The organism is Duganella zoogloeoides (genome assembly GCF_034479515.1).
Classification (GTDB): domain Bacteria; phylum Pseudomonadota; class Gammaproteobacteria; order Burkholderiales; family Burkholderiaceae_D; genus Rugamonas; species Rugamonas zoogloeoides.
On record NZ_CP140152.1, the window covers coordinates 3,583,396 to 3,607,533 of the forward strand.

Genomic DNA, 24,138 nt, shown 5'->3' on the forward strand with positions numbered 1-24,138 from the left:
CGGCTTATCACCAACGGCCAGTTATCGCCTTGTCAAAACATTGTTACGCTCAAAAACGAATGGAACACCAACCTTGAGGAGCAGGACAATGGCGCAAACGCTAAGGGTGAACGGCCACGAACATGTCGTGGATGTCGAGGGCAGCACGCCGCTGCTGTGGGTGATACGCGACGTGATCGGCATGACCGGCACCAAGTTCAGCTGCGGCATCGCCCAGTGCGGCGCCTGCACCGTGCACCTGGACGGCAACCCGGTGCGCTCGTGCGTGCTGCCCGTGTCCAGCGTCGGCAACCGCGAGGTGACCACCATCGAAGCTATCGGCGCCACCGACAGCGGCAAGCGCATCCAGGATGCCTGGCTGGCGGTGGACGTGGTCCAATGCGGTTACTGCCAGTCGGGCCAGATCATGTCGGCTACCGCGCTGCTCAAGCGCACGCCCAACCCCACCGATGCCGATATCGACGCCGCCATGTCCGGCAATATCTGTCGCTGCGCCACCTACGTACGTATCCGCGCCGCCATCAGGCAGGCGGCCACCGGCAAGATCGTGGTCACGCAAGCCATTCCCGTCGCCGCGATCGGAGGCCGCAAATGAGCCACGTCATTGACACCGTTTCGACCGGGCGCCGCCAGTTGTTGAAGGCCGCCGGCCTGTCGGTGGCCTTCGTGTGGCTGGCCACGCCCAAGACCGCCCTCGGCGCGGTCACCCCGCACCGCCAGCCCGGCGACGCCAAGGCGGCGGCAGCCGACGGCGCGCCTGCGTTTGCCCCCAACGCCTTTGTGCGCATCGACGCCAGCGGCGCCATCCGCCTGGTGATGCCGATGGTGGAAATGGGCCAGGCCATCTACACCGGCTCGTGCATGCTGCTGGCCGAAGAACTGGACGTGGGCCTGGACCAGATCCAGGTCGAACACGCCCCCGCCAGCGACGAGCTGTATGGCATGAAGCTGCTCAAGGGCCAAATCACCGGCGGCTCCACCAGCACCCGCAGCACCTTCACCGAACTTCGCACGGCAGGCGCCATCGCCCGCACCCTGCTGGTATCGGCAGCCGCCGCGAAGTGGAAGGTGGCGCCCGGCGACTGCGTGGTGGAGCGTGGCGTGATCCGGCACCAGGCCAGCGGCAGGACGCTCACCTACGGCCAGGTGGCTGCCGCCGCCAACCGGTTGCCCGATCCCGGCGACGTCAAACTCAAGTCACCCGGCGAATTCCGCCTGATCGGCAAACCGATGGCGCGCCTCGATTCGGCCGACAAGGTGGCCGGTACCACAAAATTCGGCATCGACGTCAGCGTGCCCGGCATGCGGGTGGCGACAGTGAAGGCCTGCCCCACTTTCGGCGGCAAGCTGGTGAAGTTCGACGACCGCGCCACGCGGGCCGTACCCGGCGTGATCGATGTGCTGAGAATAGCCAACGCGGTGGCCGTGGTGGCCGTGCATTTCGGCGCGGCCAAACGTGGCATGGAGCTGCTCGACATCGAATGGGACCGGGGCGCCAATGCCAGGCTGACCACGCGCGACCTGCGCGCCGGCCTGGCTGCCAGCCAGGCCAGCGGCAAGGCCATCGTCGGGCGCGAATCAGGCACGCGCCCGCAAGGCGAATTGATCGAGGCAACCTACAAGCTGCCGATGCTGGCTCACGCCACTATGGAGCCGCTCAACGCCACCGTCCACCTCACCGCCAACCGCTGCGAGATCTGGGCCGGCACCCAGGTACCGACCCGGGTAGTCGCCAATGCCGCAAAAATTACCGGCCTGGCGGTGGAACAGGTGGTGCTGCACCCGCAATACCTGGGCGGCGGCTTCGGCCGCCGGCTCGAGAGCGACTACGTGGACCAGGCGGTGATGTTCGCCAAACTGGTCAAGTATCCGCTCAAGATCATCTGGACCCGCGAAGAAGACATCGGCCACGACATCGTGCGACCGATGTACCACGACGTGATTTCGGCGGTGGTGGACGCCAAGGGCATGCCGGTGTGGTACGGCGACCGCATTTGCAGCGCCACCGTGTTGGGCCGCTGGCGGCCGGGTGGCATGCGCCCGAACGGTCTCGATGGCGACGCCATCGAATGCGTGGCCGACATGCCCTATGCCATCCCCAACATGAAGGTGGAATGGGTGCGCCACGACATGCCGCCCGGTTTGCTGGTCGGCTGGTGGCGCGGCGTGGGCGCGCTGCACAACCTGTTCATCGTCGAGAGCTTTTTTGACGAACTGGCTCACCGCGCCAAGGTCGATCCGGTGGCATGGCGCCGCGCGCTGCTGCGCCACAATCCGCGTGCCACCGCAGTGCTGGACCTCGCCGCAGCCAAGATGGGCTGGGGCGCCGCCCTGCCCCCGCGCGTGGGCCGTGGCGTGGCGCTGGGCGAGCCATTCGGCAGCAAGGTATGCGCCATGGTAGAGGTGGAAGTCACGCCTGCCGGCGACGTGCGCCTGCGGCGCGCCGTGGTGGCGGTCGATTGCGGCATTCCCGTCAACACCGGCTCGATCGAAGCGCAGATCCAGGGCGGTCTGCTGTTCGGCCTGTCCGCCGCGCTGTTCAACGAAGTGACCATCGCCAACGGCGCCATCGAGCAAAGCAATTTCAATGACTATCGCATGATCAGGATGAACGAAACGCCCGATGTGGAAGTCCACATCGTCCACAACACCGAGGCGCCCGGCGGCATCGGCGAAGTGGGCACGGCCATTGCCGCTCCGGCACTGGCCAACGCAATCTTTGCGGCCACCGGCGTGCGCCTGCGCGAGCTGCCGATCCGCCGCGAGCTGCTGGCACAAAAAGGGAGCAAGGCATGAAACGCATCCTGATCCTGGCGCCCGTGTGCGCCGCCATCCTCGGTACGGCAGCATACTTCTACCTTACCCGTTCCGATCCCACCCCGGGCACGGCGCCGGTATTGGCCGGCGCGCCGGCGTCCGCGTCGAAAATCGTGCGCGGCGAATACCTGGCCAAGGCGGCCGATTGCGTGGCGTGCCACACCGTCTCCGGCGGCAAGCCGTTTGCCGGCGGCCTGCCGTTCAAGCTGCCGTTCGGCACCCTGTACTCGTCCAACATCACGGCCGATCAGAAGACCGGCATCGGCAACTACAGCGACGACGACTTCGTGCGTGCGCTGCACGACGGCGTGCGCCACGACGGCAAGCGGCTCTACCCGGCCTTCCCGTATACGTCGTATTCGCTGCTGAGCCGCGAGGATGCGCTGGCGATCAAGGCGTATTTATTCAGCCTGCCCACAGTCACGCAGGAGACGCCGACACCGGAGCTGGCGTTCCCGTTCAACCAGCGCTGGGCAATGGGCTTCTGGAACGCGGTGTTCTTCAAGAGCGAGCGTTTCAAGCCCGCACCCGACAAATCGGCGCAATGGAACAGCGGCGCCTACCTGGCGATCGCGCTGGCCCACTGCGCCGAGTGCCACACGCCGCGCAACATCGGCTTCGCGCTCGACCACCGCAATGAACTGAGCGGTGCCGTGGTCAACGGCTGGCAGGCGCCCAACATCACGCCCGACCCGGTCCACGGCATCGGCAAATGGACCGACGCCGAGTTGTACCAGTACCTGCGCGCCGGCCACGCACCGGGCCACGGCGCGGCCTCGGGACCGATGCGCGAAGCGGTGGAAAACAGCCTGCAATACCTGGACCCGGCCGATATACGCAACCTGGTCACCTACCTGCGCAGCGTGCCGCCACGCACCGGCGACAATCCGATCGTGGTCAATTCCAATCCGGACAGCGTGGCTGCGGCAGGCCCGTACGCACCGGCACCGGGCACCCCGGCCAACCTCAAAGACGGCCTGCGCCTGTTCGAAAGCAGCTGCGCCAGCTGCCATCAATGGAACGGCGCCGGCCCGCAATCGCAGTACGCCGCGCTGCTGGGCGCGCGCTCGGTGAACGATCCGTCAGGCCGCAACGTGGTGCAGATGATCCTGTCCGGCACCCGCGCCCAGATCGGCGGCGCGGAAGTGTTCATGCCGTCGTTCCGGGCGTCGTACACGGACGACGAGATCGCGCAGTTGAGCAACTACGTGATTTACCAGTTCGGGGGCAAGCAGGGCAAGGTGACGGCGGCGGATGTAGCGAAACATCGCCAGCAATAAGCACAACAACTCCGCGTCAAAGAACGGCGATGGGCCCTTGGCTACGTCGCCGTTCTTGTCTCTGCGGTGACGAAAACAAAAGTGAGAGACCGTTACATCCCTCCCGCGAGTGTCACCGCAATGCCGCTTTGGCGATGATGGAACTTCATCGTGCGGTCGAGCCTCCGGCAGGCTCGCCGCCCATTCCCACAACACACGGCGACACCGACACCTCGGCCCGGGAGAGTACACATGACAGGATTCACCGCCCTGGAGCTGGCCCGCATTCAGTTCGGGTTTACCATCTCCTTCCACATCATCTTCCCGGCGCTGTCGATCGGCCTGGCCAGTTACCTGACGGTGCTGGAGCTGTGCTGGCTGCGCACGCGGCGCGAAGTGTATCGTGACTTGTACCATTTCTGGCTGAAGATCTTCGCGGTCAACTTCGGCATCGGCGTGGTGTCCGGCATCGTGCTCGCCTACCAGTTCGGCACCAACTGGAGCTTCTTCTCGCAGTACGCGGGCGGCATTACCGGGCCGCTGCTGACCTACGAAGTGCTGACCGCCTTCTTCCTCGAAGCGGGCTTTCTTGGCGTGATGCTGTTCGGCTGGAACCGCGTGGGGCCCGGCCTGCATTGCTTTGCCAGCGCCATGGTGGCGATCGGCACCTTGATCTCCACCACCTGGATCCTGGCGTCGAACAGCTTCATGCAAACGCCGCAGGGTTATCGCGTGGAGCACGGCGTGCTGGTGCCCGACAGCTGGTTCGAGATCATCTTCAACCCGTCGTTCCCGTTCCGGCTGATGCACATGAGCGTCGGCGCCTTCCTCGCCACCGCGATGGTGGTGGCCGCTTGCGGCGCCTGGCACTTGCTGCGCAAGAACGATACGCCGGCTGTGCGCACCATGTTTTCGATGGCGATGTGGATGTTGCTGGTGACCGCGCCGTTGCAGGCGTTCCTCGGCGACGCCCACGGCATCAACACGCTGGAACACCAGCCAGCCAAGATCGCCGCCATCGAGGGACATTGGGAAAATCATGGCAACGATGCGCTGCCGCTGGTGGTCTTCGCGCTTCCCGACATGGACGGCGAAACCAACCGCTACCAGGTCGCGATTCCGCGCGTGGGTAGCTGGATACTCACCCATACGTGGGGCGGGCAGATCCGGGGCCTGAAGGACTTTCCCAAGGATGACCGGCCCAACGCCGCCATCATCTTCTTCACCTTCCGCGTGATGGTGGGACTGGGCATGGCAATGATCGCGCTGGCGGTGCTGGGCCTGTGGCTGCGCCACCGCCGGGCGCTGTACGGCGCGCAGTGGTTCCTGCGCCTGACCACCGTCATGGGGCCAGCCGGTTTGATCGCCATCCTGGCCGGCTGGTACACCACCGAGATCGGGCGCCAGCCCTGGATCGTCTATGGCCTGCTGCGCACGCGAGACGCCGTCACGCCGCACGCGGCGGCCACCGTGGCGCTGTCGCTCGGCCTGTTCATTCTGGTGTATGTGTTCGTGTTCGGCGTGGCCATCACGTATATCTTCCGCCTGCTGTCGGCGGCGCCCGATCAACTCAACCCGCATGGGAGCACACTGTAATGGGCATCGACTTGAGCAGTATTTGGGCAGTCATCATCTTCTTCGGCGTGTTCATGTACGTCGTCATGGATGGCTTTGACCTTGGCATCGGCATGCTGTTTCCATTTGTGCCCGACCGCCATGAGCGCGACGTGATGATGAACACGGTGGCGCCGGTATGGGACGGCAACGAGACCTGGCTGGTGCTCGGCGGCGCCGCGCTGTTTGCCGCCTTCCCGCGCGCTTATGCGATCGTGCTCTCGGCGCTGTACCTGCCGCTGATCTTCATGTTGCTGGGGTTGATCTTCCGCGGTGTGGCGTTCGAATTCCGCTTCAAGGCGCTCGACCACGAACGCCATGTCTGGGACAAGGCTTTTATCGGCGGCTCGGTGACGGCGGCATTCTTCCAGGGCGTGGCGCTGGGAACTTACGTGCAGGGCATTCCGCTGGTGGCCACTGCCAGCGGGCCGCAGTTCGCCGGCGGCGCCTTCCACTGGCTGCAACCGTTCGCGCTGATGTGCGGCGTGGGTGTGATGGTGGCCTACACCCTGCTGGGCTGCACCTGGCTGATCTTCCGCACCGAAGGCGGGCTGCAACGGCGCATGCTCGCCACCGCGCGGCCGCTGGCCTTGCTGCTGGTGCTGGCGATCGTGGCTGTCAGCATCTGGACGCCGCTGGCCGATGCCGACGTGGCGACGCGCTGGTTCACCTGGCCCGGCATGCTGTGGTTCGCGCCGGTGCCGATCCTGGTGGTGCTGGGCGTGGTGCTGCTGCTGCGATCACTGGCCGGCGAGACGCCGCATCACGGGCCTTTCATGGCGTCGCTGGGGCTGATCTTCCTTGGCTACACCGGGCTGGCGATCAGCATCTGGCCCAACATCGTGCCGCCCGCGCTGTCGATCTGGGCCGCCGCCTCGGCGCCGGCCAGCCAGGGTTTCGCGCTGGTGGGCACGCTGTTCATCCTGCCCTTCGTGCTCGGCTACTCGTGCTTCTCGTACTACGTCTTCCGGGGCAAGGTCAAACTCGGCGAGGGGTATCACTGATGAGCGCCCGACGCAGGAAGATGTGGCTCGGCCGCGTGGGCTGGCTGGTGGGGATCTGGGCGCTCAGCGTGGGTGCGCTCGGCATCGTGGCCGCGCTGCTGCACCTGGCGATGCGCACGGCCGGCATGCGCTAACGGTGGGCCGCCATTACTTGTGCGCGGTGTGCACAGCGGTTAGTCGGCAGGGGCAGATTATCAAACCGGTGGTTCGTCGTTAAGCTCGATTCACCTCTACTTTTTCAGGAACCCATCATGAAAGCCATCACCTTCGACAAATTCGGCGCCAGCGACGTCCTCACACTGGGCGACATGCCCGAACCGGTACTGCGTCCCGACGACCTGATCGTGCGCACCCACGCGGCCGGCGTCAACCGCGCCGACCTCACCCATCGGCGCGGCGGCTATGGCTGGCCCGACTTCGGCGACTCCACCATCATGGGCCTGGAGATCGCCGGCGAGGTGATTGCCGTCGGCGCCAACGTCAAGGACTTCAAGTTCGGCGACCGCGTGATGGGCATCGTCGGTGGCGGCGCGTATGCCGAAGTCTCGCGCATCGACCACCGCATGGCGATGCCGATTCCCGCAGGCCTCGACTACATCCAGGCAGCGGCAATCACTGAAGTCTTCGTCACCGCGCACGAAGCCCTGCTGCACCTGGGCAGGCTGGAAAAAGGCGAGACGGTGCTGATCCACGCCGGCGCCGGCGGCGTGGGCGGCGCGGCCGTGCAGCTGGCGCGCGCGGCCGGCGCTACCGTGATCACGACCGCGCAGGCAAGCGCCCATGACCTGGTGCGCCGCATGGGCGCACACCACGCCATCGACTACGAGCACGAAGACTTCGCGCAGGTGGTGGCAAAGCTGACCGACAATCGCGGCGTGGACGTGATCCTCGACTTCATCGGCGCGCCGTACTTCGAGCGCAACGTCAATGCGCTGAACTTCGGCGGGCGCCTGGTGCAGATCGGGATCATGGGCGGCATCGAGAACGCAAAAATCCCGCTCGACCGCCTGTTGTACCGCCACCTGCACATCATCGGCACGGTGATGAAGTCGCGCAGCCAGGAAGTCAAGCACGCCATGTCGCGCCGCTTCAAGGAACGCTGGCTGTCGCAGTTCGGCAAGGATGGCCTGACGCCGGTCATTGACAGCGTCTTCCCGCTGGCCCAGGCTGGCGCCGCGCAGCAGCGCATGGAAGATGGTCTGAATGTCGGGAAAATCGTGCTGACCATGTAGGCCCAACGACACGGGCGCGCACCGGAAGCCGACGGATCAGAGCAGCATCACCCCTCGGTTGCCGCCATCGCCTTCTGCCATGCCGGACGCGCTTCGATGGCGGCGGTGAACGCTTGCAGGCGCGGCCAGCGGCTTCCTTCGGGCTGTTTGACCGCAATGCCGACCGGGAAGCTGAGCATGATGTCGGCGCCGGTCAGGCTGTCGCCGATGAAGTAGCCCGATGGTTCGAGGATGCTTTCCAGGTAGTCGAAGTGGTTCGTCACTTCGCTGTCGATGCGGCCGTGCAGCGGCACGCCGCCGTCGCCCAGGCGCGAAACGTAAATGCGCAGCAGCAGCGGGATCATGGCCGAGCCTTCGGCGAAGTGCAGCAGTTGCAGGTGGCGCAGCGCGGCGGGCGTGCCGGGGGCCGGTTGCAATGCACCCTTGCCGTAGCGGTCCAGCAGGTACTGGACGATGGCGCCCGATTCCTCGATGAGCACACCGTCGTCTTCGAGCAGCGGCGATTTGCCCAGCGGGTGAATGGCCTTGAGTTCGGGCGGGGCGAAATTGGTGACGGCGTCGCGCTGGTAGCGTACCAGTTCATACGGCAGGCCCAGCTCTTCGAGCAGCCAGACGATACGCTGCGAGCGGCTTTTGTTGAGATGGTGTACGCGAATAGCCATGTATGTCTTCCTGTCTGCATAAACGTTGGAAAACGATTGTACAACAGCGGTTACGCCGGCTCAGGCTGCAATCAAATCGGCGGGATTGAGCATCAACGCCAGCCGCTCCGGCGGCAGCGGACGGCTGATCAAATAGCCCTGCAATTCGTCGCAGCCGTTCTCGGACAGGAAGCTGCGCTGCTGCTCGGTCTCCACGCCTTCGGCGATCACGCGCAGCTTCAGGCGGTGCGCCAGGCCGATGATGGAGCTGGCGATGGCCTCGTCGCCGTCGCTGCGGCCCAGGTCGCGCACGAAGGACTTGTCGATCTTGAGGGTACTGATCGGGAAGGACTTCAAGGCCGACAGGCTCGAATAGCCGGTGCCGAAATCGTCGATCGACAGGAACACGCCCATCGCCCGCAACTGCCCCATCTTTTCCACCGCCTGCGCCAGGTCGCGCATGATCACGCCCTCGGTCACTTCCAGTTCCAGCCAGCGCGGTTCCATGCCGCTGTCGGCCAGCGCGCGCGCGACGCGGTCCACCAGGCCCTGCTCCTCGAACTGGCGCGGCGAGACGTTGACGGAAATGCGCAGCGGCGCCAGGCCGGCATCCTGCCAGGCCTGGTTCTGGAAGCAGGCGGTGCGCAACACCCATTCGCCCAGCGCCACGATCATGCCGCTTTCCTCGGCCAGCGGGATGAAGCGATCGGGCCCGATCACGCCGCGCGCGGGATCGTCCCAGCGCACCAGCGCCTCGCAGCCGAAGATGCGGCCGCTGCGCATGTCCACCTTGGGCTGGAACATCAGGTGGAACTGCTGCAGGTCGAGGGCCACGCGCAGCCCTTCCATCAGGCGCAGCTTTTCCTCGATATTGACGTTCATCTCGCGGGTGTAGAACTGGTAGTTGTTCTTACCCAGGTCCTTGGCGCGGTACATGGCGGCGTCGGCGTGCATCAGCAAAGTTTCGGCATCGCTGCCGTCGTGCGGATAGACGGCCACGCCGATGCTGCAGCTGACCTGCACTTCCTGCCCGGCCACGCACATCGATTGCAGCACCGCGTGGCGCACGCGCTCGATCACGGCGGTCGCGCGCGACGACTGGTCGGCGCCCTCGGCATCGAGCATCAGCACGAATTCATCACCGCCGAAACGGCCCACCGTGTCGCCGGCGCGCACGCAGCCGGCCATGCGCTCGGCCACCACCTTGAGCAGTTCGTCGCCGGCGTTGTGGCCCAGGCCATCGTTGACCAGCTTGAAGCCATCGAGGTCGATAAAGGCGACCATCACGGAGCCGCCATCGGCCACCATCTGGTTCAGGCGCTCGGTGATGCAGATACGGTTGGGCAGCCCGGTGAGATTGTCGTGGTGGGCCAGGTGCAGCATGCGTTCCTCGGCCAGCTTGCGCTCGGTGATGTCGCGCACGATGGCGACGATGCCGCCTTCCACCGACACCACCTGCTTCTGCATCCAGCGCGGATAGCGCGGCTGGGTGGTATTTTCCCATTCGCGCTCGTGCACGCCGCCGTCCTCGCTGGCCTGCACCAGCGTCCGGAACATGCCGCCCTTGTGCGCTTCCGGGACCATTTCCAGCAGCGTCATCGAACAAAGTTCGGCGCGCGACATGCCGGTCATGCGCTCGGCGCGGGCATTGACGTCGATGAAGCGGAAGTCGGTGATGGCATTGGCGGCATCGCGCACTTCGCGCAGCACGAAGAAGGCGTCCAGGCTGGCGGCAGAAGCGGCGGCAAAGGTTTCGCGCGCACGGCGCACGCGGGTGCGGTTGCGCGCGCCCTGCCACGCCCAGATCCACAGCAGCGCGGTGCCCACGACCACGACCAGGCTGACCATGGCCATGACCCACAGCTTGTCGCGCGCTTCGCGCTCGAACGGCGCCATCTGCTCGCTCTCGTCCAGGCCCGTCACCACCCGCAGCGGCACCTGGTGCAGCTCGCGCGCGGCGGCAAAGCGCTTCACGCCGTCGTCCACATCGACACCGCCGGCGGGCAGTTGCTGGCCATACGACACCTGGTCGCCCACGCGCAGCGCGCGCACCACGTCGTCGGCGCCGACCAGCGCCAGCATGCCGCGTTCACCCAGCCGGCTGCGCTCGTAGTCGCTGGTGAAATAGGCGGGATCGGTTTCCAGCATGACGATGCCGGCGAAATTGCCACGGGCGTCGTCCAGCCGGCGCGTGAAATGCAGGTGGGCGTCGGACTTGACGGCGTCGCGCTGGGCGTGGCTGACAAAAATGCCGCCGCTGTCGCGCTGCTGGTGATACAGGAAGTAGGCCTGGTCCGCGACGGAGTGCGGTTGCGCGCGCGGATTGCTGGCCAACACCATGCCGTCGCGATCGGCCACGCTCACGGCAAACACCATGCTGGGGGGCAGCAGACCTTCGCGCGCGAGCTCGGTCAGCGCACCCGGCGAACCACTGCGTTCGACCGCGTACTTCATCACGCGCAGGGTCTGGTCGATGCTGTCCACGCTGCGCGCCACTTGCGCCTCGTAGGTGCCCAGCACCTCCCCCACCGTGTTGACAGCAGCGGCGCGGGCGCGCTCGCGGCCCTGCTCGATGTCGTGCCACGACAGCAGCCACAGTCCGGCCAGCAGCGCCAGCGCGAACAGCGGCAGCGAAATATAGGTATCGAGCCCGCGGCGCAGCCAGCGCGCAAACAGTTGAACGATCATGTGAGGCTCCTCGCCCATGCAACGGGCCGCCCGGCGAACGCGCACGGGCGGGCCCGGACGGGCGTCTGCACTAACTAAAAAATGGGGGGCAGGAAATTCGGACGGGCCGCATCAATGCGACCCTGCGCAACCAGCCGGAGCCGGGCGCGATAAGGTGTTACCAGCACTACCCAATGGCCAATTTCATGCCATACGGAAATATACCAAAGATTCTCACCAAAAACCACCAATTATTTGATAGAAATACACCAATAGTTACTTTGTATTACTAAATTAGCGGGGATATTGGCCCCTGGTCAGATGCGTGCCAGGGCTTCCACTAGCTGGTCGATGCTGAATGGCTTGAGCAGCAATTGCGCGCCATCGAGCATGGATCTCGGCGTCTGACCGCTGGCGAATATCACCCGCAGGCCTGGTCGCAACGCCAGCGCGCGCGCGGCCAGTACCTCGCCCGACAGGTCGGGCAGCGAGATATCGGTGAGCATGATGTCGAACTCGCCACCGTCCAGCGCGGCCAGGGCGCTGGAAGCGTCGCCGCAGGCGCTGACCTGGTGGCCCAGCAGTTCGAGCAGTTCGGCAGTTGTCTCGCGCAGTTCCGGTTCGTCCTCGACCAGCAGTATGCGGCGGCCGGCGTCCCGGCGGCCGGCGTCCCGGCGGCCGCCGTCCCGGCGGTCGGCGGCCGGCTGTCCTGCAGGCTGGCCGGGCACCGGATCAGGCGCCATCGTCGTCGTTGCAGGGATAGCCGCCATGTCGGTCGTATCCGCCGATGTATCGGCCGCGTCGCCAGCTTCCGCCAGTTCGGCATGTTCAGCCTGTTCAGCCATCTCCGGCGCCTCGACCACCTCCGCCCTGCGCGCGAGCTGGGCCAGCATTGCCGCTGCCGGCTGCGCCGCCAGTTGCGCCGCGTGCTGGCGGTTGGCCAGGACATGGCGCACCTTGCGCGCCAGCGCTTCGCGGGTGTAAGGCTTGCCCAGCAAGTCCACGCCGGCGTCGAGCCGGCCGCCGTGGACGATGGCGTTCTCGGTGTACCCGGACGTAAACAGCACGGCGATGCCAGGCAGGCGTTCGCGCGCCTTGCGCGCCAGATCGGGGCTGCGCAACGGGCCGGGCATCACCACGTCGGTAAACAGCAGATCGATCGGCATGCCGCTGTCGATGATGGACAGCGCGCTGGCGGCGTCGCTTGCCTTGAGCACCCGGTAACCGAGTTCGCCCAGCATTTCGACCACGGTGGCGCGCACGCCCTCGTCATCCTCGGCCACCAGGATGGTCTCCTGGCCGCCGACCACGGCACGCGTTTCCGGCGGCGCCGGGGCATCCTCGATGTCGGTGGAGCGCGGCAGGTACAGCTTGACCGTGGTGCCGCAACCGGGCTCGCTGTAGATCTGCACGTGGCCGCCGGACTGGCGCACGAAGCCATACACCATCGACAGTCCCAGGCCGCTGCCCTTGCCTTCCGGTTTGGTGGAAAAGAACGGGTCGAAGGCCTGCGCCATGATCTCGGGCGACATGCCGGCGCCGGTGTCACTGACGGCGATCATCACGTACTGGCCGGGAGACAGTTCCGGGTGGTTCCGTGCGTAGTGGTCGTCGAGCATGGCGTTGCCTACCTCGATGGTGAGCTTGCCCACGCCGTCCATGGCGTCGCGCGCGTTGATGCACAGGTTGAGCACAGCGTTTTCCACCTGGGCGGTATCGACCAGGGTGTTCCACAGGCCGCCCGAGATCACGGTTTCCACCTCGATTTCCTCGCCCAGGCTGCGCCGCAGCATGTCTTCCATGCCGGCGATGAAGCGGCCGATGCGCACCACGCGCGGATCGAGCGCCTGGCGCCGGCCGAACGCCAGCAGGTAGCTGGCCAGCTTGGCGCCACGGGTGACGCCGGCCAGCGCCTGCTCCACGCGGCGCTGGGCGCGCGGCATATCGGCCACATCGGCAGCCAGCAGTTGCAGGTTGCCGGAGATGACCTGCAACAGGTTGTTGAAGTCGTGCGCCACGCCGCCCGTCAGCTTGCCGATCGCTTCCATCTTCTGCGCCTGCTGCAATTTGAGCGACGTGCGGCGCATCTCTTCGGCGGCTGCCCGCTCGGCCGTCATGTCGCGGCCCACGGCGTGGATGAAGCCCTCGTCCGGCACGGCGGTCCAGGACAGGATGGCGTGGCCGCCACCCTTGCGCAGCGTGCGGTTCTCGAATTTGAAGGTACTGTGGCCCTGCGCCAGCGAGTCCATTTCGGCCAGCGACGACTGGGCGTCGTCCGGATGGATGATCTTGTGGATCGAGGTACCGATGATTTCCGCCTCGTCCCAGCCCAGCAGGCGGGTGAAGGCCGGATTGGCGGCGGTGATCCAGCCGTCTAGCGTGGTCACCAGCATGACGTCGGTGGCGTGGCGCCACATGCGGTCGCGCTCGGCCGTGCGTTCGGCCACTTGCAGCTGCAATTTGCTGGCGGTGGCTTTCTGGTCCTCGATATCGGTACTGGTACCCACCCAGCGCTGCACCACGCCGTTGTCGTCGATGATGGGCATGGCGCGCACGATGTGCCAGCGCCAGGCGCCGTCGGCGCGGCGGATCCGGTATTCGACCTCGAAATTCTGCGCGGTGGCGACCGAGGCGCGCCATGCTGCGGCCACCTTGGCGCTGTCGTCGGCGTGGACGATCGCGGTCCAGGCGTCACCCGTCAACTGACCCGGCTGGGTGCCGGAATAACGGTACACCTGCTCGTTGAACCAGTTGAGCGAGCCATCCGCATCGGCCGACCACACCTGGCTCGGAATTGCCTGGGCCAGGGTGCGGAAGGTATTTTCGCTGGCACGCAGCTGCTGCTCGGCGCGGATCTTGTCGGTGGTATCCACCACCACCACCAGCACCCCCCACGGCTTGCCCGCTTCGTCCAGGATCGGCGCGTAGTCGAGATTCATCCACACCTGCTCCGGTTTGCCGGAACGCAGCAGCGTCATTTCCTGGTCCTTGTACGCCAGCGTACCGCCGGCCAGCGCCACGCGGATCACGTAGTCGTTATGATCTGCCACCTCGGGCCACGACTCGCGCACGTTGGAGCCGAGCGACATCGGGTGGCGGCGGCCGGCAAATTCGGAATAGCCGTCGTTGTAGATCATCACGCCCTCGTCGCCCAGCAGCGCCACCATGGGCAGCGTGGAGCGCAACATGGTCGATACCGTGGTCTTGAGCGATTGCGACCAGGTGTCGATGGCGCCCAGCGCGGTACCGGCCCAGTCGTAGGAGGCGATGATCTGCGCGATATGGCCGCCGCCGTTGAGGAAGGGATAGTTCACGAGGTTACTGGCTTGTATGCGGTAAGGAACGAAGATCGACGATTATAGGACGTCGCCGCCCGAAAAAGGTGGCGCACAAGCCAATCGTACGTTGCAGAGAAAACAAATACCCGCTATAGTGCGAATAAGAATCATTATCATTTCTTAGGACTGTTGACGACCAACCGCATGGATATTCCACAAGAACTCCGTAAACTGGGCCTCAAGGCCACCCTGCCCCGCCTGCGCATCCTCCAATTGTTCCAGGAATCGAAGTCCAAGCACATGAATGCCGACGATGTCTATCGTCTGCTGCATGACGAGGGCATCGACATGGGGCTGGCTACCGTGTACCGGGTGCTGATGCAGTTTGCCGATGCCGGCATCCTGATCCGCCGCCATTTCGAGTCGGTGGCCTCGGTCTTCGAACTCAATGAAGGCGGCCACCACGACCACCTGATCTGCACCAACTGCGGCAAGATGGAGGAATTTCTCGACGCCGAAATCGAGCAGCGCCAGGAAGCCGTGGCCCGCGAACGCAACTTCGTGCTGCACGAGCACTCGCTGTCGCTGTACGGCTTTTGCGGCGACTGCGCCGAGACCCTCAAGCCCGGCATGGGTAAACGCTTCCGCCGCAACTGAGCGCCTGAAAAACCTCCATAGCGGCGTTGCAGCTCCTTGCCGTACTAGCATACTGTCTTCGTCGCTGCGCCTTGCTCTGGAGGTTTTTCAAACGCCCCGGCGGGCGTTGCAGCTCCTTGCCGTACTAGCGTACTGTCTTCGTCGCTGCGCCTTGCTCTGGAGGTTTTTCAAACGCCCCGGCGGGCGTTGCAGCCCCTTGCTCTGGAGGTTTCTTATGCGGCCTGCAGGTGCAGGCCGTTCTCGATAAAGCGCCGCGCCATCGCGGCGGGCAGTGGGCGGGCGTAGCAATAGCCCTGGATTTCGTCGCAGCGCCAGGCGGCCAGCATGGTGCGCTGCTGCTCCGTTTCCACGCCTTCCGCGATCACGGTCAGCCCCAGGCTGTGACCGAGGCTGATGGTGGCCTGGACGATAGTGCTTTGCTCGCTCACGGTGTGCATATTGCGCACGAACGACTGGTCGATCTTGAGCTTGTGGATCGGGAAGCGCGACAGGTAAGCCAGGCTCGAATAACCGGTGCCAAAATCGTCGATCGCCAGTTTCAACCCCAGGCCACGCAACCGGTGCAGCAGCGCGATCGCCATTTCGGCGTTTTCCACCATCACGCTCTCGGTGATTTCCAGCTCGATCGACGACGGTTCCACGCCGGTGGCGGCCAGCACGCCTTCCAGGTGCGCCAGGAAGCCCGGTGCGGCAAACTGGCGCGGCGAGATATTGATCGCCACCTGCACCGCCGCGCCGGTCTCGCGGTGCCATTCGGCGCCCTGGCGGCACGCTTCCTCGATCACCCATTTACCGATCGGCACGATCAGGCCTGATTCCTCGGCCATGGGAATGAAATCGGCCGGCGAGATCAGCTGCCCCATGCGGCGCCAGCGCAGCAGCGCCTCGAAGCCCATCAGGCGGCCGTCGCGCAGGCCTTGCTGCGGCTGGTAATGGAGTTCCAGTTCGTCGCGTTCGATGGCGTGGCGCAGCAGCGCTTCCATGTCCAGCCGTTCTCCGGTTTGCGCCGTCAGTTCCGGGCCATAGGTGACCAGGCTGTCGCCGCCGGCCTTGCGCGCCGCCTGCAATGCGGCGTCGGCATGGCGCAGCAGCGCCTGCGGCGACTGGCTGTGCAGCGGATAGCTGGCCGCGCCCAGGCTCAATGTGGTGAAAATCTCGTGGCCTTCGCAGTCGTAAGGATTGCGCACTTCCTCGCGCAGGCCGGCCAGCGCCAGCTCGAATTCCACGCTGTCGCAGCCCACCCGGTACCGGATGGCGAAATTGGCGCCGTCGAGGCGGAACACTTCGCCGCCGCTGCGCTCGGCCGCCACCCGCAATCTCGCCGCCAGTCCCACCATCACGCGGTCGCCGAAAGCGTGGCCGAAACCGCCGATAATGCGCGAAAAGCGGTCGATGGTGCCCAACACCACGGCGTGGCGGCCACTGCTCGCGGGCTGCGCGGCCAGGGTGTGCAGCCGGGCCTCGAAGGCACGCCGGTGCGGCAGGCCGGTGAGCGGATCGTGGCCGGCCAGGTGTTTGAGTTCGTCCTCGACCCGTACCCGGGCCCGGACGTGGTACAGCAGAAACAGGCCGGTAAGCACGGCCAGCACGTCGAAGATATGGATCAGCGCGGTGATCGAGGAAATGCTGCGGCCAGCCAGGGTGCCGTTGTCGTACAGCGCTTCCTGCACCCGCAGCTGCATCGCATCGACCTGCGTGCGCAGCGCCTTGACGTCGTCGTTCATCGTCACCAGCAACTGGCGTGCGGCGTCGGAGTGCGCATCGGCTTTAGCATCGGGATCGGCGCCCACCAGGCGCTCGAATTCCGGCGCCATGGCGACGATGCGCAGGGTCCCGTCGCGCAATACGCCCAGCTCCGGGCCATCGCCCAGGCTGGGCCGCAGTTGCCCCAGTGTGGAATCGAGTTCGCTGCGGCCCATGCGTTCCAGGAAGCGGAAGCGGTCCGGCGTAATCGACTCCGTATATCGTTTATCGAACGCCAGCTGGTACCGCAGCAGCGCGCTCTCGAAATCGCCGAGGTAGCGCAGCTGCGGAATGACCACGGTCAGCAGCGGCGTCTCGTTGCGGCGGATGGTGTTGGCGGTCCTCTCCATCGCTGCCGACAGCGCGAGGCTGGCAGCGATAACCAGCAGCAGCATGATGTATATGACACGGCGCGAACGGCTGGCGGAGGGTTGCATCGCTTACTCCAGTGGAGGGGTGGGTTCGGCGCCACTGGCCTGGCGCAGGCAGCGCAGCAGCGCATTGGCCTCGAATGGTTTGCTCAGAAAGCAGCTGGCGCCGCCCGACAACGCGCGCTTGCGCAGCGCCGCTTCCGGGAAGGCGGTCATCAGGATCAGCGGCATCGCACTGCCCTGCCGGCGCAGCTGCTCGAGCAGCTCGATGCCGCTCATGCCGGGCATTTGCAGATCGGTGATCACGCAGTGGTAGCCGCCCAGCGCTTCGTTGGCCAGCAGTGCGCCGGCCGAATCGTAGGCATGGGCCGAGTAGCCATAGGAGCGCAGCAGGCTGCGCAAGGCCACCCGCACCGACTCGTCGTCATCGACGATGGCGATATTGGAAAAATCTGGATCTGGTTGAAACACTAAGTACTCCCATGTTCGAACGGCGGCTAGCGGCCGTCCAGCGCATGGGAGAACAATACCGGTCCGGGCGGGATCCCGGAATCATACATGGGTATTAGGAGCGGAGGCATCTTGCAGGCAGCAGGCAAAGAGGCGCTATCGACTTTGGCGTGTTTTCAGATATACAATAATCATTTAACAGGATCATGTACATGAAAAATCTTTTCCTTCTTTGCGCAGTGGTTTTAGCTTCAACGCTTAGTTTTGCCTCCTTTGCTGACTCTGCGCCTGCTCCCGCGCCCTCTGACGAGGGCAAAAAATTTGATGCAAAAGCCTGTAAGAAGCGCTGCATGGAGGAACTGAACGAATCAGAAAAATGTGAGTTCATCTGCAATCGGGATAAGAAGTAAGTCTGGTCATATAACCCGGAGTTTTTTTGAGAAATCGTAATTTTTTAGCACTTAAGATAAAGTTGTCGGTCATTTTGGTCTCCACTTCCTGGTCAGTGTTTGCCAATACTAAAACGTTCACTTCAGAAAAATTGGAAACTGCAGATAGCACTCCAAAGCAAGTTGAAATTTTTGGATCAAAATCAGAAGTTGATGCACGTAGAGATTCGATTGCAGGAAAAATTATTATCGGGCGCAAGAGCATCGAGGAGAGCGGGGTAAGTACGGCGGCGGATCTGCTAAAGCGCCACCCTGCGGTCACGGTCTCCTCCAACGGAAAATTAGGTTTGATGGGCATGCCCGGACACACCCAGATTTTAATCGATGGGATTCCTGCGACAGGTGGGAAAGACCCGCTGGAACTCGATGTCGTGCACATCGAAAATATCGAAATAGTCAGGTCGGCAGTAGCGGAATTCGGACCGTTTGGTAGTGCGGGGACGATCAATATCGTTTCCCGGAAAATAAATCGACGAACGACGAATTCTTTGCGAAGTTCGATAGCAGGTGGACCACAAGGCTCGGGGGCGGATATCGCATGGTCAACCAGCATGTTCGAGACCGGTTCTCCGTATTCCTACGCGGCTCAGGTTTCCCTCGGCAAATCGCGACAGCACAAGTTTGAAAGCTCAAGCTTGTCAGCACAAGGTGGCGGGAATTTCATGACATTGGTGGAACGTAATGCGACGGATCGGCGCGAGGATGTACGAAAACTACTTGCTTCATCGACGTTTGCGTGGCAACGCGATACTGAGAACAAATTCAGCGTGGAACCTTCAGCATTTGTGATGTTGTCTGAATCGACAGCTAGCACTGCAAGTGCATGGCTTCCAACAGACAGGGGTCCAAGTGCATCGAGTGAGATTTCTCGGTCACCGCTGCACTCTTTCTCTCTGCCGCTAAAATGGGAACTAACGCTCCCCAAGCGTGCGGCGCTGACGCTAACGTTCTCTCCCACGCGTTTTTCTTATCGCAAGGACCTGGATCGAGAGGAAACGTTTGTTTCACTCCCGCCGCGCTCCCAACAAAACTTGCAAGGTTCTGATCGACGCACTGATGTACTCAGGGCCAATTACTCGCGCAGGCTGGAGCAACATGCGTTAAAGGCAGGGATAACCCAACTTCGCAACCGCGAGGACACCGAATATCGGAGTTTTCTCAATGGTTTGCCAGATGCCAGCCTAAATACCTTTGGTACGAGCAAGACGGGCACCGATGACAAAATCTCCATATTCGCGCAAGATGAATGGCGTTTCAGTAAGTTAATGAGCATCAATCTGGGCATCTCTGCCGAACGGCGCAAGCTGGATATGAATGAAGGAATTTTCAAGACCCGGATACGCTACTCTGTCATCTCTCCGTCTGCCAATATTACCTGGAGACAGACCACTGACGCCAAAGATCAAATTCGCCTTGGTATCGCTCGCACTTTCAATTCACCGTTCAATGACCAGCTCAGTGCGCGCCCGACCATTAACGTTTGGTCGCCGTGTCCCGCTGCAGGTCTGTGTGGTGCTAACACGCCTGACTTCGCCGATACGGTTGGTAATCCCGGCCTGAGGCCAGAGCGGGCCATTGGCTTGAATTTGTCATTTGAACACTATATCGGTGAGGACAGCGTCATCACCGTGGAATTATTTGATCGAGAGTTTAAGAATGCGATCGGAAAGCATCTGCAGCTGATGCCGGTGCCGTGGGCAGATAGTCCCCGCTATGTCATTCGCCCGGAGAACCTGGGCACTGCGTGGAGCCGCGGCATCGGGCTGGAAGCACAGATAAACACAGCGGAGGTATGGAAAGGCATGCCAAAGATTGAGGTGCGCGGCGCCGTAAGCTTTGCGATTTCGAGGATATCCCTGGTTCCTGGCCCTGACAACCGCGTCGCCGGACAGTCTCCCTGGACTGTCAAGCTGGGTACAGGGTATGGTTTTGCCGTTATTCCGCTGAAAATTGGCTTCGATATGAATTTATCGCCCGCCGTGTGGACCAGAAGCAGCGAAATCAAGAGAGATTACAAAAACCAGCGTTTTGATCTGGGCTTTGACGGTTCCTGGACCGTGGATCCCAAGACTAAACTGCGATTCAATATCGATCACTTGATCTCATCGAATCTCGACGGTTCCGAGCAACTGCTCGACGGCGATGGCACGATTCTGCTGCGCAGCGCCAGCCGTACTGTAGAGCCAAAAATCGGCTTGAAGCTTGAGCAAAGTTTTTGATGGAATCGCTTCAGTTAATTTGTACTCAGGCCAGCCCCAGCGCCTCGGCCATGCGTACCAGGTCGGCAAAGGTTTTCGCTTCCATCTTGCGCATGGCATTGCCGCGATGGATCTTGACCGTGATTTCGCTGGTGCCCACCTCGCCGGCGATCTGCTTGTTCATCAGGCCCCGGGCGGCCAGCGCCATGATTTCGCGTTCGCGCGGGGTGAGCGTAGCGTAGCGCGCGGTGACCGCGTGCAGCGCCTGGTCGCGGCTGCGGCGCGCGCTGTCCGCTTGCAGCGCCACGTTGATGGCGTCGAGCAGATCCTGGTCGCGGAACGGCTTGGCCAGGAAGTCGATGGCGCCCGCCTTCATGGCCCGCACCGACATCGGAATATCGCCATGCCCGGTCATGAAGATCACCGGCAGGGGCACGCCCTCGCGATTGAGGTCTGCCTGGAAATCGAGCCCGCTCACGCCCTGCAGGCGCACGTCGAGCAGCAGGCAGCTGGTCGCATCCTCGCGCGGTACGGCCAGGAACGCCGCCACCGACGGATAGGCGGCCACACGCATGCCCACGGAACGCAGCAGGCTGCCGATGGCGTCGCGCAGCAGCGCGTCGTCGTCCACCAGGTAGATCAGCGGTTCGATGTCAGCGGGATTCATGCAGCTTCCATGGCGGGTAAGGAAACCACGATGGTAGCACCGGCCGGGGTGTCGGACGCATGTTCGACGGCCCAGATGCGGCCACCGTGGGTTTCGATGATGGAGCGGCAGATCGGCAGGCCCATGCCCATGCCATCGGGCTTGGTGCTGTAGAAGGCTTCGAACAGGCGCGGCATCTCGGCGGGCGGGATGCCGGGACCGGTATCGGTCACGCCCAGCCACAGCGTGCCGTCGGCGCGGCGCTCGGTGCGCAGCGTGAGCACGGCCTGGCCGGACGGGCAACGGTGCATGGCCTGGATCGCGTTCATCAGCAGGTTGATGATCACCTGCTGCAGCTGTACGCGGTCGCCGTTGACCGGCGGCAGGCCGGCTTCCAGTTCGAGCACCAGCGCCACCCGGTGGTTGTTCAGTTCACGCCGCACCAGGTCCACGCTCTCCTCGGCCAGCAGGTTCAGGTCCAGTCCCAGGTGCTGCGGGTCGCTGCGGCGCGCCAGCGCGCGGATGCGCTTGATCACGCCGGTGGCGCGGGCGCTCGCTTCGAGAATGGCGTTGACGGTGTAGCGCGCTTCTTCCAGGTCCGGTTGCGGACGGTTCATCCAGCGCAGACACGCCTCGCCGTTGGTGGAGATGGCGGCCAGCGGCTGGTTCACTTCGTGCGCAATGGAGGCGGCCAGTTCGCCGAGCATGGTGACGCGGGTGGCGTGCTGCAGCTGCACCTGCGAGTTGTGCAAGGCCTGCTCCGACACCACGGCGGCGGTGACGTCGGTAATCGATCCGAGATATTCGCAGTCGCCATCGCGCGAAAACAGCGGTTCGGCCAGCACCTGCACATACTTGATAGACCCGTCGGCCATCACCAGGCGGTGGCGCAGATCGACGCTGCCAAGGCACTCGGTGCAACGGTCGAACGCCGCGCGCACCATCACGCGGTCGTCCGGCGCGGTGCGCGCCAGTATCAGGTCGATGGTGGGAGTGATGTCGGGCGCGTAGTCGAAAATGCGCGCGGCTTCGTCGGACCAGAACATGTCGCCGCCCGGGGTCTTGATGCTGAAACTGCCGGTTTTGCTGATGCGCTGGGAGCCGGCCAGGAAGGCCTGGCTGCGGCGCAGCGCCTTTTCGCGCGCCAGCAGCGCGTTGGTGGCTTCCTGGCCGCGCAGCACCAGGAAGGTGGCGATGCCGATGGCGGACATGCTGACCACCATACGCCCTACCGCCGCAACCGAAAACACGTCGAGGTGCGTCACCACGTACGACAGCGCAGTCGCCACCAGGCACGCGCCGCAGGTCCACAGCACGCCGCGCCGCTGCCACACGCTGGCCGACAGCAGCACCACCACCACGTACAGCACGGCGATGGCGACATCGAGCGGCGTGAAGGTATCGAGGATGAAAATCAGCAGCGTGCTGAGGATCAGCAGTGTGGAAAGCAGCGGTGTCCTGGCGTCCCGACGCATCGTCAACCTTGTCATTATCATAGTAATCCACGGGATTATAAGGTGTAACCAATGGTTTGCTCCCCTATACTTCGGTATAGGCAAAACGTCACCAAAAGCCCGCCGTTAGCAACCAAAGTATAATATCCGGTAACTTCCGGTTGGCATAAGCTGTGTTCATTGCCATCTCGGAGAATGCCTTGAAACTGTATGAGACGCTGGCGGCGGACATCGCCGGACAGATCGCCCAGGGCGTGATCCGCGAGGGCGAACGCATTCCCTCGGTGCGCCAGACCAGCCAGCACCACAACCTCAGCGTCTCCACCGTGATCCGCGCCTTCCTGCTGCTCGAGAGCCAGGGCGTGATCGAAAGCCGGCCGCAATCGGGCTACTTCGTGCGCCGTCGCCCGCCCGGCGCGGCGCTGCCCACGACCGCCCCGCTGCCGCCGGCGCCGGCCGAAGTGGCGCGCGCGCCGTCGCTCGACATCAGCGCGCTGGTCCTCACCACCCTGCGCTCGATCGACCAGGGCAGCGTGCCGTTCGGCTCCCCCTACCCCGATCCCGCGCTGTTCCCGTGGGCGCGCCTCAACCACTACGCCACCAGCATCGGGCGCCGCGGCGGCGGCCGCATGCCGTTGTCCGACCTCCCGCCCGGCAACCCGGAACTGATACGCCAGATCGCCCGCCGTCACCTGGACAACGGGCTGGCCGTCGATGTGTCCGACATCATCGTCACCGCCGGCGCCACCGAAGCGATCAACCTGTGCCTGCAAGCAGTGGCACGGCCGGGAGCGGCCATCGCGGTGGAAACGCCCACCTATTACGCGCTGCTGCAGGCAGTCAGAAGACTCGGTATGCGGGTGCTGGAAATTGCCACCGATCCGCAACGGGGCATCGACCTGGCGGCGCTGGAACGCGCCATCGAGACCGACGACGTGGCGGCGTGCGTGGTGATGCCCAACTTCCAGAACCCGCTGGGCTTCCGCATGCCGGAAGAATGCCAGCGCACGCTGGTGGACCTGCTGGCGCGGCACGATCTGCCGGTGATCGAGAACGATGTCTATCACGAGCTGTATTACGGCGACAGCCATCCGGCGAGCCTCAAGCACTTCGACACGCACGGCCTGGTCATGCACTGCAATTCGTTCTCCAAGAGCCTGACCAACGGCTGGCGCATCGGCTGGACCCTGCCCGGGCGCTGCCACGCGCAAGTGGAAAGGCTCAAGTTCCTCAACTCCCCCAGCATGCCGTCACTGCCGCAGTTGGCGATCGCCGAATACCTGCGCACCGACGGTTATGACTACCACCTGCGCCGGGTGCGCAAAACCCTGGCGCAGCAGGCCAGCATCATGGCAGCGGCCGTGCTGCGCTTTTTCCCCGACGGCACCAGCGTCTCGACACCCGCCGGCGGCTACCTGCTGTGGGTCGGCCTGCCCTTCGGCGTGCAGGCGCTGGAACTGTATGCGCGCGCACAGGAACGCGGCATCAGCCTGGCCGCCGGCGACATGTTCGCCGCCAGCGGCGCCTGGCGCCACCACATCCGCCTGAACTACAGCTACCCCTGGAACCCGGCCATGGAAGCGGCGGTGCGCACGCTGGGCCTGGTCGCGGGCGAGTTGATGGAGCCATTGCGCCGCAGCGGCTGACTTTTCGCACAA

General features: G+C 64.0%; 18 protein-coding genes. 11 read left to right on the top strand and 7 right to left on the bottom strand.

Annotated features, from left to right (window positions below):
* Window positions 1–88 precede the first annotated feature (88 nt).
* The 7 genes from SR858_RS15790 (at window position 89) to SR858_RS15820 (ending at window position 7,926) form a co-directional block, all read left to right on the top strand.
* Complete coding sequence (locus SR858_RS15790) at window positions 89–595, top strand: (2Fe-2S)-binding protein (RefSeq protein WP_026636936.1); 507 nt, start codon at window positions 89–91, stop codon at window positions 593–595.
* Complete coding sequence (locus SR858_RS15795) at window positions 592–2,796, top strand: xanthine dehydrogenase family protein molybdopterin-binding subunit (RefSeq protein WP_019919963.1); 2,205 nt, start codon at window positions 592–594, stop codon at window positions 2,794–2,796. The genes SR858_RS15790 and SR858_RS15795 overlap by 4 nt, the downstream gene beginning before the upstream one ends.
* Window positions 2,793–4,097 (top strand): c-type cytochrome, encoded by a 1,305-nt coding sequence (locus tag SR858_RS15800; protein ID WP_019919964.1) that lies wholly within the window; start codon window positions 2,793–2,795, stop codon window positions 4,095–4,097. The genes SR858_RS15795 and SR858_RS15800 overlap by 4 nt, the downstream gene beginning before the upstream one ends.
* A 231-nt stretch (window positions 4,098–4,328) precedes the next feature.
* The gene (locus tag SR858_RS15805; RefSeq protein ID WP_019919965.1) at window positions 4,329–5,672 is read left to right on the top strand and encodes a cytochrome ubiquinol oxidase subunit I; all 1,344 of its coding nucleotides are present in this window, start codon (window positions 4,329–4,331) and stop codon (window positions 5,670–5,672) included.
* Window positions 5,672–6,694 (top strand): cytochrome d ubiquinol oxidase subunit II, encoded by a 1,023-nt coding sequence (gene cydB, locus SR858_RS15810; protein ID WP_019919966.1) that lies wholly within the window; start codon window positions 5,672–5,674, stop codon window positions 6,692–6,694. Before SR858_RS15805 ends, cydB begins: the two co-directional genes overlap by 1 nt.
* A complete protein-coding gene (locus tag SR858_RS15815) occupies window positions 6,694–6,828 on the top strand; it encodes a DUF2474 domain-containing protein (RefSeq protein ID WP_154819705.1) in 135 nt (44 codons plus the stop codon). Before cydB ends, SR858_RS15815 begins: the two co-directional genes overlap by 1 nt.
* Before the next feature lie 117 nt (window positions 6,829–6,945).
* Window positions 6,946–7,926 carry an NAD(P)H-quinone oxidoreductase gene (locus SR858_RS15820; RefSeq protein ID WP_019919968.1) on the top strand — a complete coding sequence of 327 codons (981 nt, stop codon included), beginning with the start codon at window positions 6,946–6,948 and terminating at the stop codon, window positions 7,924–7,926.
* A gap of 47 nt (window positions 7,927–7,973) precedes the next feature.
* Here the strand turns inward: SR858_RS15820 and SR858_RS15825 are convergent, their stop codons facing one another.
* The 3 genes from SR858_RS15825 to SR858_RS15835 form a co-directional block, all read right to left on the bottom strand.
* A complete protein-coding gene (locus SR858_RS15825; RefSeq protein WP_019919969.1) occupies window positions 7,974–8,588 on the bottom strand; it encodes a glutathione S-transferase family protein in 615 nt (204 codons plus the stop codon).
* Between the two features lie 60 nt (window positions 8,589–8,648).
* A complete protein-coding gene (locus SR858_RS15830) occupies window positions 8,649–11,255 on the bottom strand; it encodes a bifunctional diguanylate cyclase/phosphodiesterase (RefSeq protein ID WP_019919970.1) in 2,607 nt (868 codons plus the stop codon).
* A gap of 296 nt (window positions 11,256–11,551) precedes the next feature.
* Window positions 11,552–14,548 (bottom strand): PAS domain S-box protein, encoded by a 2,997-nt coding sequence (locus SR858_RS15835; RefSeq protein WP_020647634.1) that lies wholly within the window; start codon window positions 14,546–14,548, stop codon window positions 11,552–11,554.
* Window positions 14,549–14,716: 168 nt separating this feature from the next.
* Here SR858_RS15835 and fur point away from each other — a divergent pair, with 168 nt between their 5' ends.
* Window positions 14,717–15,169: a ferric iron uptake transcriptional regulator gene (gene fur, locus SR858_RS15840; protein WP_040377365.1), complete on the top strand. Its 453-nt coding sequence runs from the start codon at window positions 14,717–14,719 to the stop codon at window positions 15,167–15,169.
* Between the two features lie 212 nt (window positions 15,170–15,381).
* Here fur and SR858_RS15845 read toward each other — a convergent pair whose 3' ends face one another.
* On the bottom strand, window positions 15,382–17,349 hold the full coding sequence (locus tag SR858_RS15845) for a putative bifunctional diguanylate cyclase/phosphodiesterase (RefSeq protein ID WP_019919972.1): 1,968 nt from the start codon (window positions 17,347–17,349) through the stop codon (window positions 15,382–15,384).
* A 3-nt stretch (window positions 17,350–17,352) separates the two neighbouring features.
* Window positions 17,353–17,754 carry a response regulator transcription factor gene (locus tag SR858_RS15850; RefSeq protein WP_019919973.1) on the bottom strand — a complete coding sequence of 134 codons (402 nt, stop codon included), beginning with the start codon at window positions 17,752–17,754 and terminating at the stop codon, window positions 17,353–17,355.
* Between the two features lie 191 nt (window positions 17,755–17,945).
* Between SR858_RS15850 and SR858_RS15855 the strand changes: the two genes are divergently transcribed.
* Complete coding sequence (locus SR858_RS15855; protein WP_154819707.1) at window positions 17,946–18,143, top strand: hypothetical protein; 198 nt, start codon at window positions 17,946–17,948, stop codon at window positions 18,141–18,143.
* Window positions 18,144–18,169: 26 nt separating this feature from the next.
* On the top strand, window positions 18,170–20,401 hold the full coding sequence (locus SR858_RS15860) for a TonB-dependent receptor plug domain-containing protein (protein WP_084669778.1): 2,232 nt from the start codon (window positions 18,170–18,172) through the stop codon (window positions 20,399–20,401).
* A 25-nt stretch (window positions 20,402–20,426) separates the two neighbouring features.
* Here SR858_RS15860 and SR858_RS15865 read toward each other — a convergent pair whose 3' ends face one another.
* Entirely contained in the window at window positions 20,427–21,047 is a 621-nt protein-coding gene (locus SR858_RS15865) for a response regulator transcription factor (protein WP_019919975.1), read from the bottom strand.
* Window positions 21,044–22,501: a sensor histidine kinase gene (locus SR858_RS15870; protein ID WP_019919976.1), complete on the bottom strand. Its 1,458-nt coding sequence runs from the start codon at window positions 22,499–22,501 to the stop codon at window positions 21,044–21,046. Before SR858_RS15870 ends, SR858_RS15865 begins: the two co-directional genes overlap by 4 nt.
* Window positions 22,502–22,680: 179 nt before the next feature.
* Between SR858_RS15870 and SR858_RS15875 the strand changes: the two genes are divergently transcribed.
* Window positions 22,681–24,126 (top strand): aminotransferase-like domain-containing protein, encoded by a 1,446-nt coding sequence (locus SR858_RS15875; RefSeq protein WP_026636938.1) that lies wholly within the window; start codon window positions 22,681–22,683, stop codon window positions 24,124–24,126.
* The last annotated feature ends 12 nt before the right edge of the window (window positions 24,127–24,138 follow it).

Coding starts and splice junctions, on each gene's coding strand:
- SR858_RS15790 (WP_026636936.1), top strand. CDS start 89: ATGGCGCAAACGCTAAGGGTGAACGGCCACGAACATGTCGTGGATGTC.
- cydB (WP_019919966.1), top strand. CDS start 5,672: ATGGGCATCGACTTGAGCAGTATTTGGGCAGTCATCATCTTCTTCGGC.
- SR858_RS15830 (WP_019919970.1), bottom strand. CDS start 11,255: ATGATCGTTCAACTGTTTGCGCGCTGGCTGCGCCGCGGGCTCGATACC.
- SR858_RS15845 (WP_019919972.1), bottom strand. CDS start 17,349: ATGCAACCCTCCGCCAGCCGTTCGCGCCGTGTCATATACATCATGCTG.
- SR858_RS15805 (WP_019919965.1), top strand. CDS start 4,329: ATGACAGGATTCACCGCCCTGGAGCTGGCCCGCATTCAGTTCGGGTTT.
- fur (WP_040377365.1), top strand. CDS start 14,717: ATGGATATTCCACAAGAACTCCGTAAACTGGGCCTCAAGGCCACCCTG.
- SR858_RS15815 (WP_154819705.1), top strand. CDS start 6,694: ATGAGCGCCCGACGCAGGAAGATGTGGCTCGGCCGCGTGGGCTGGCTG.
- SR858_RS15795 (WP_019919963.1), top strand. CDS start 592: ATGAGCCACGTCATTGACACCGTTTCGACCGGGCGCCGCCAGTTGTTG.
- SR858_RS15820 (WP_019919968.1), top strand. CDS start 6,946: ATGAAAGCCATCACCTTCGACAAATTCGGCGCCAGCGACGTCCTCACA.
- SR858_RS15855 (WP_154819707.1), top strand. CDS start 17,946: ATGAAAAATCTTTTCCTTCTTTGCGCAGTGGTTTTAGCTTCAACGCTT.
- SR858_RS15800 (WP_019919964.1), top strand. CDS start 2,793: ATGAAACGCATCCTGATCCTGGCGCCCGTGTGCGCCGCCATCCTCGGT.
- SR858_RS15865 (WP_019919975.1), bottom strand. CDS start 21,047: ATGAATCCCGCTGACATCGAACCGCTGATCTACCTGGTGGACGACGAC.
- SR858_RS15825 (WP_019919969.1), bottom strand. CDS start 8,588: ATGGCTATTCGCGTACACCATCTCAACAAAAGCCGCTCGCAGCGTATC.
- SR858_RS15870 (WP_019919976.1), bottom strand. CDS start 22,501: ATGCGTCGGGACGCCAGGACACCGCTGCTTTCCACACTGCTGATCCTC.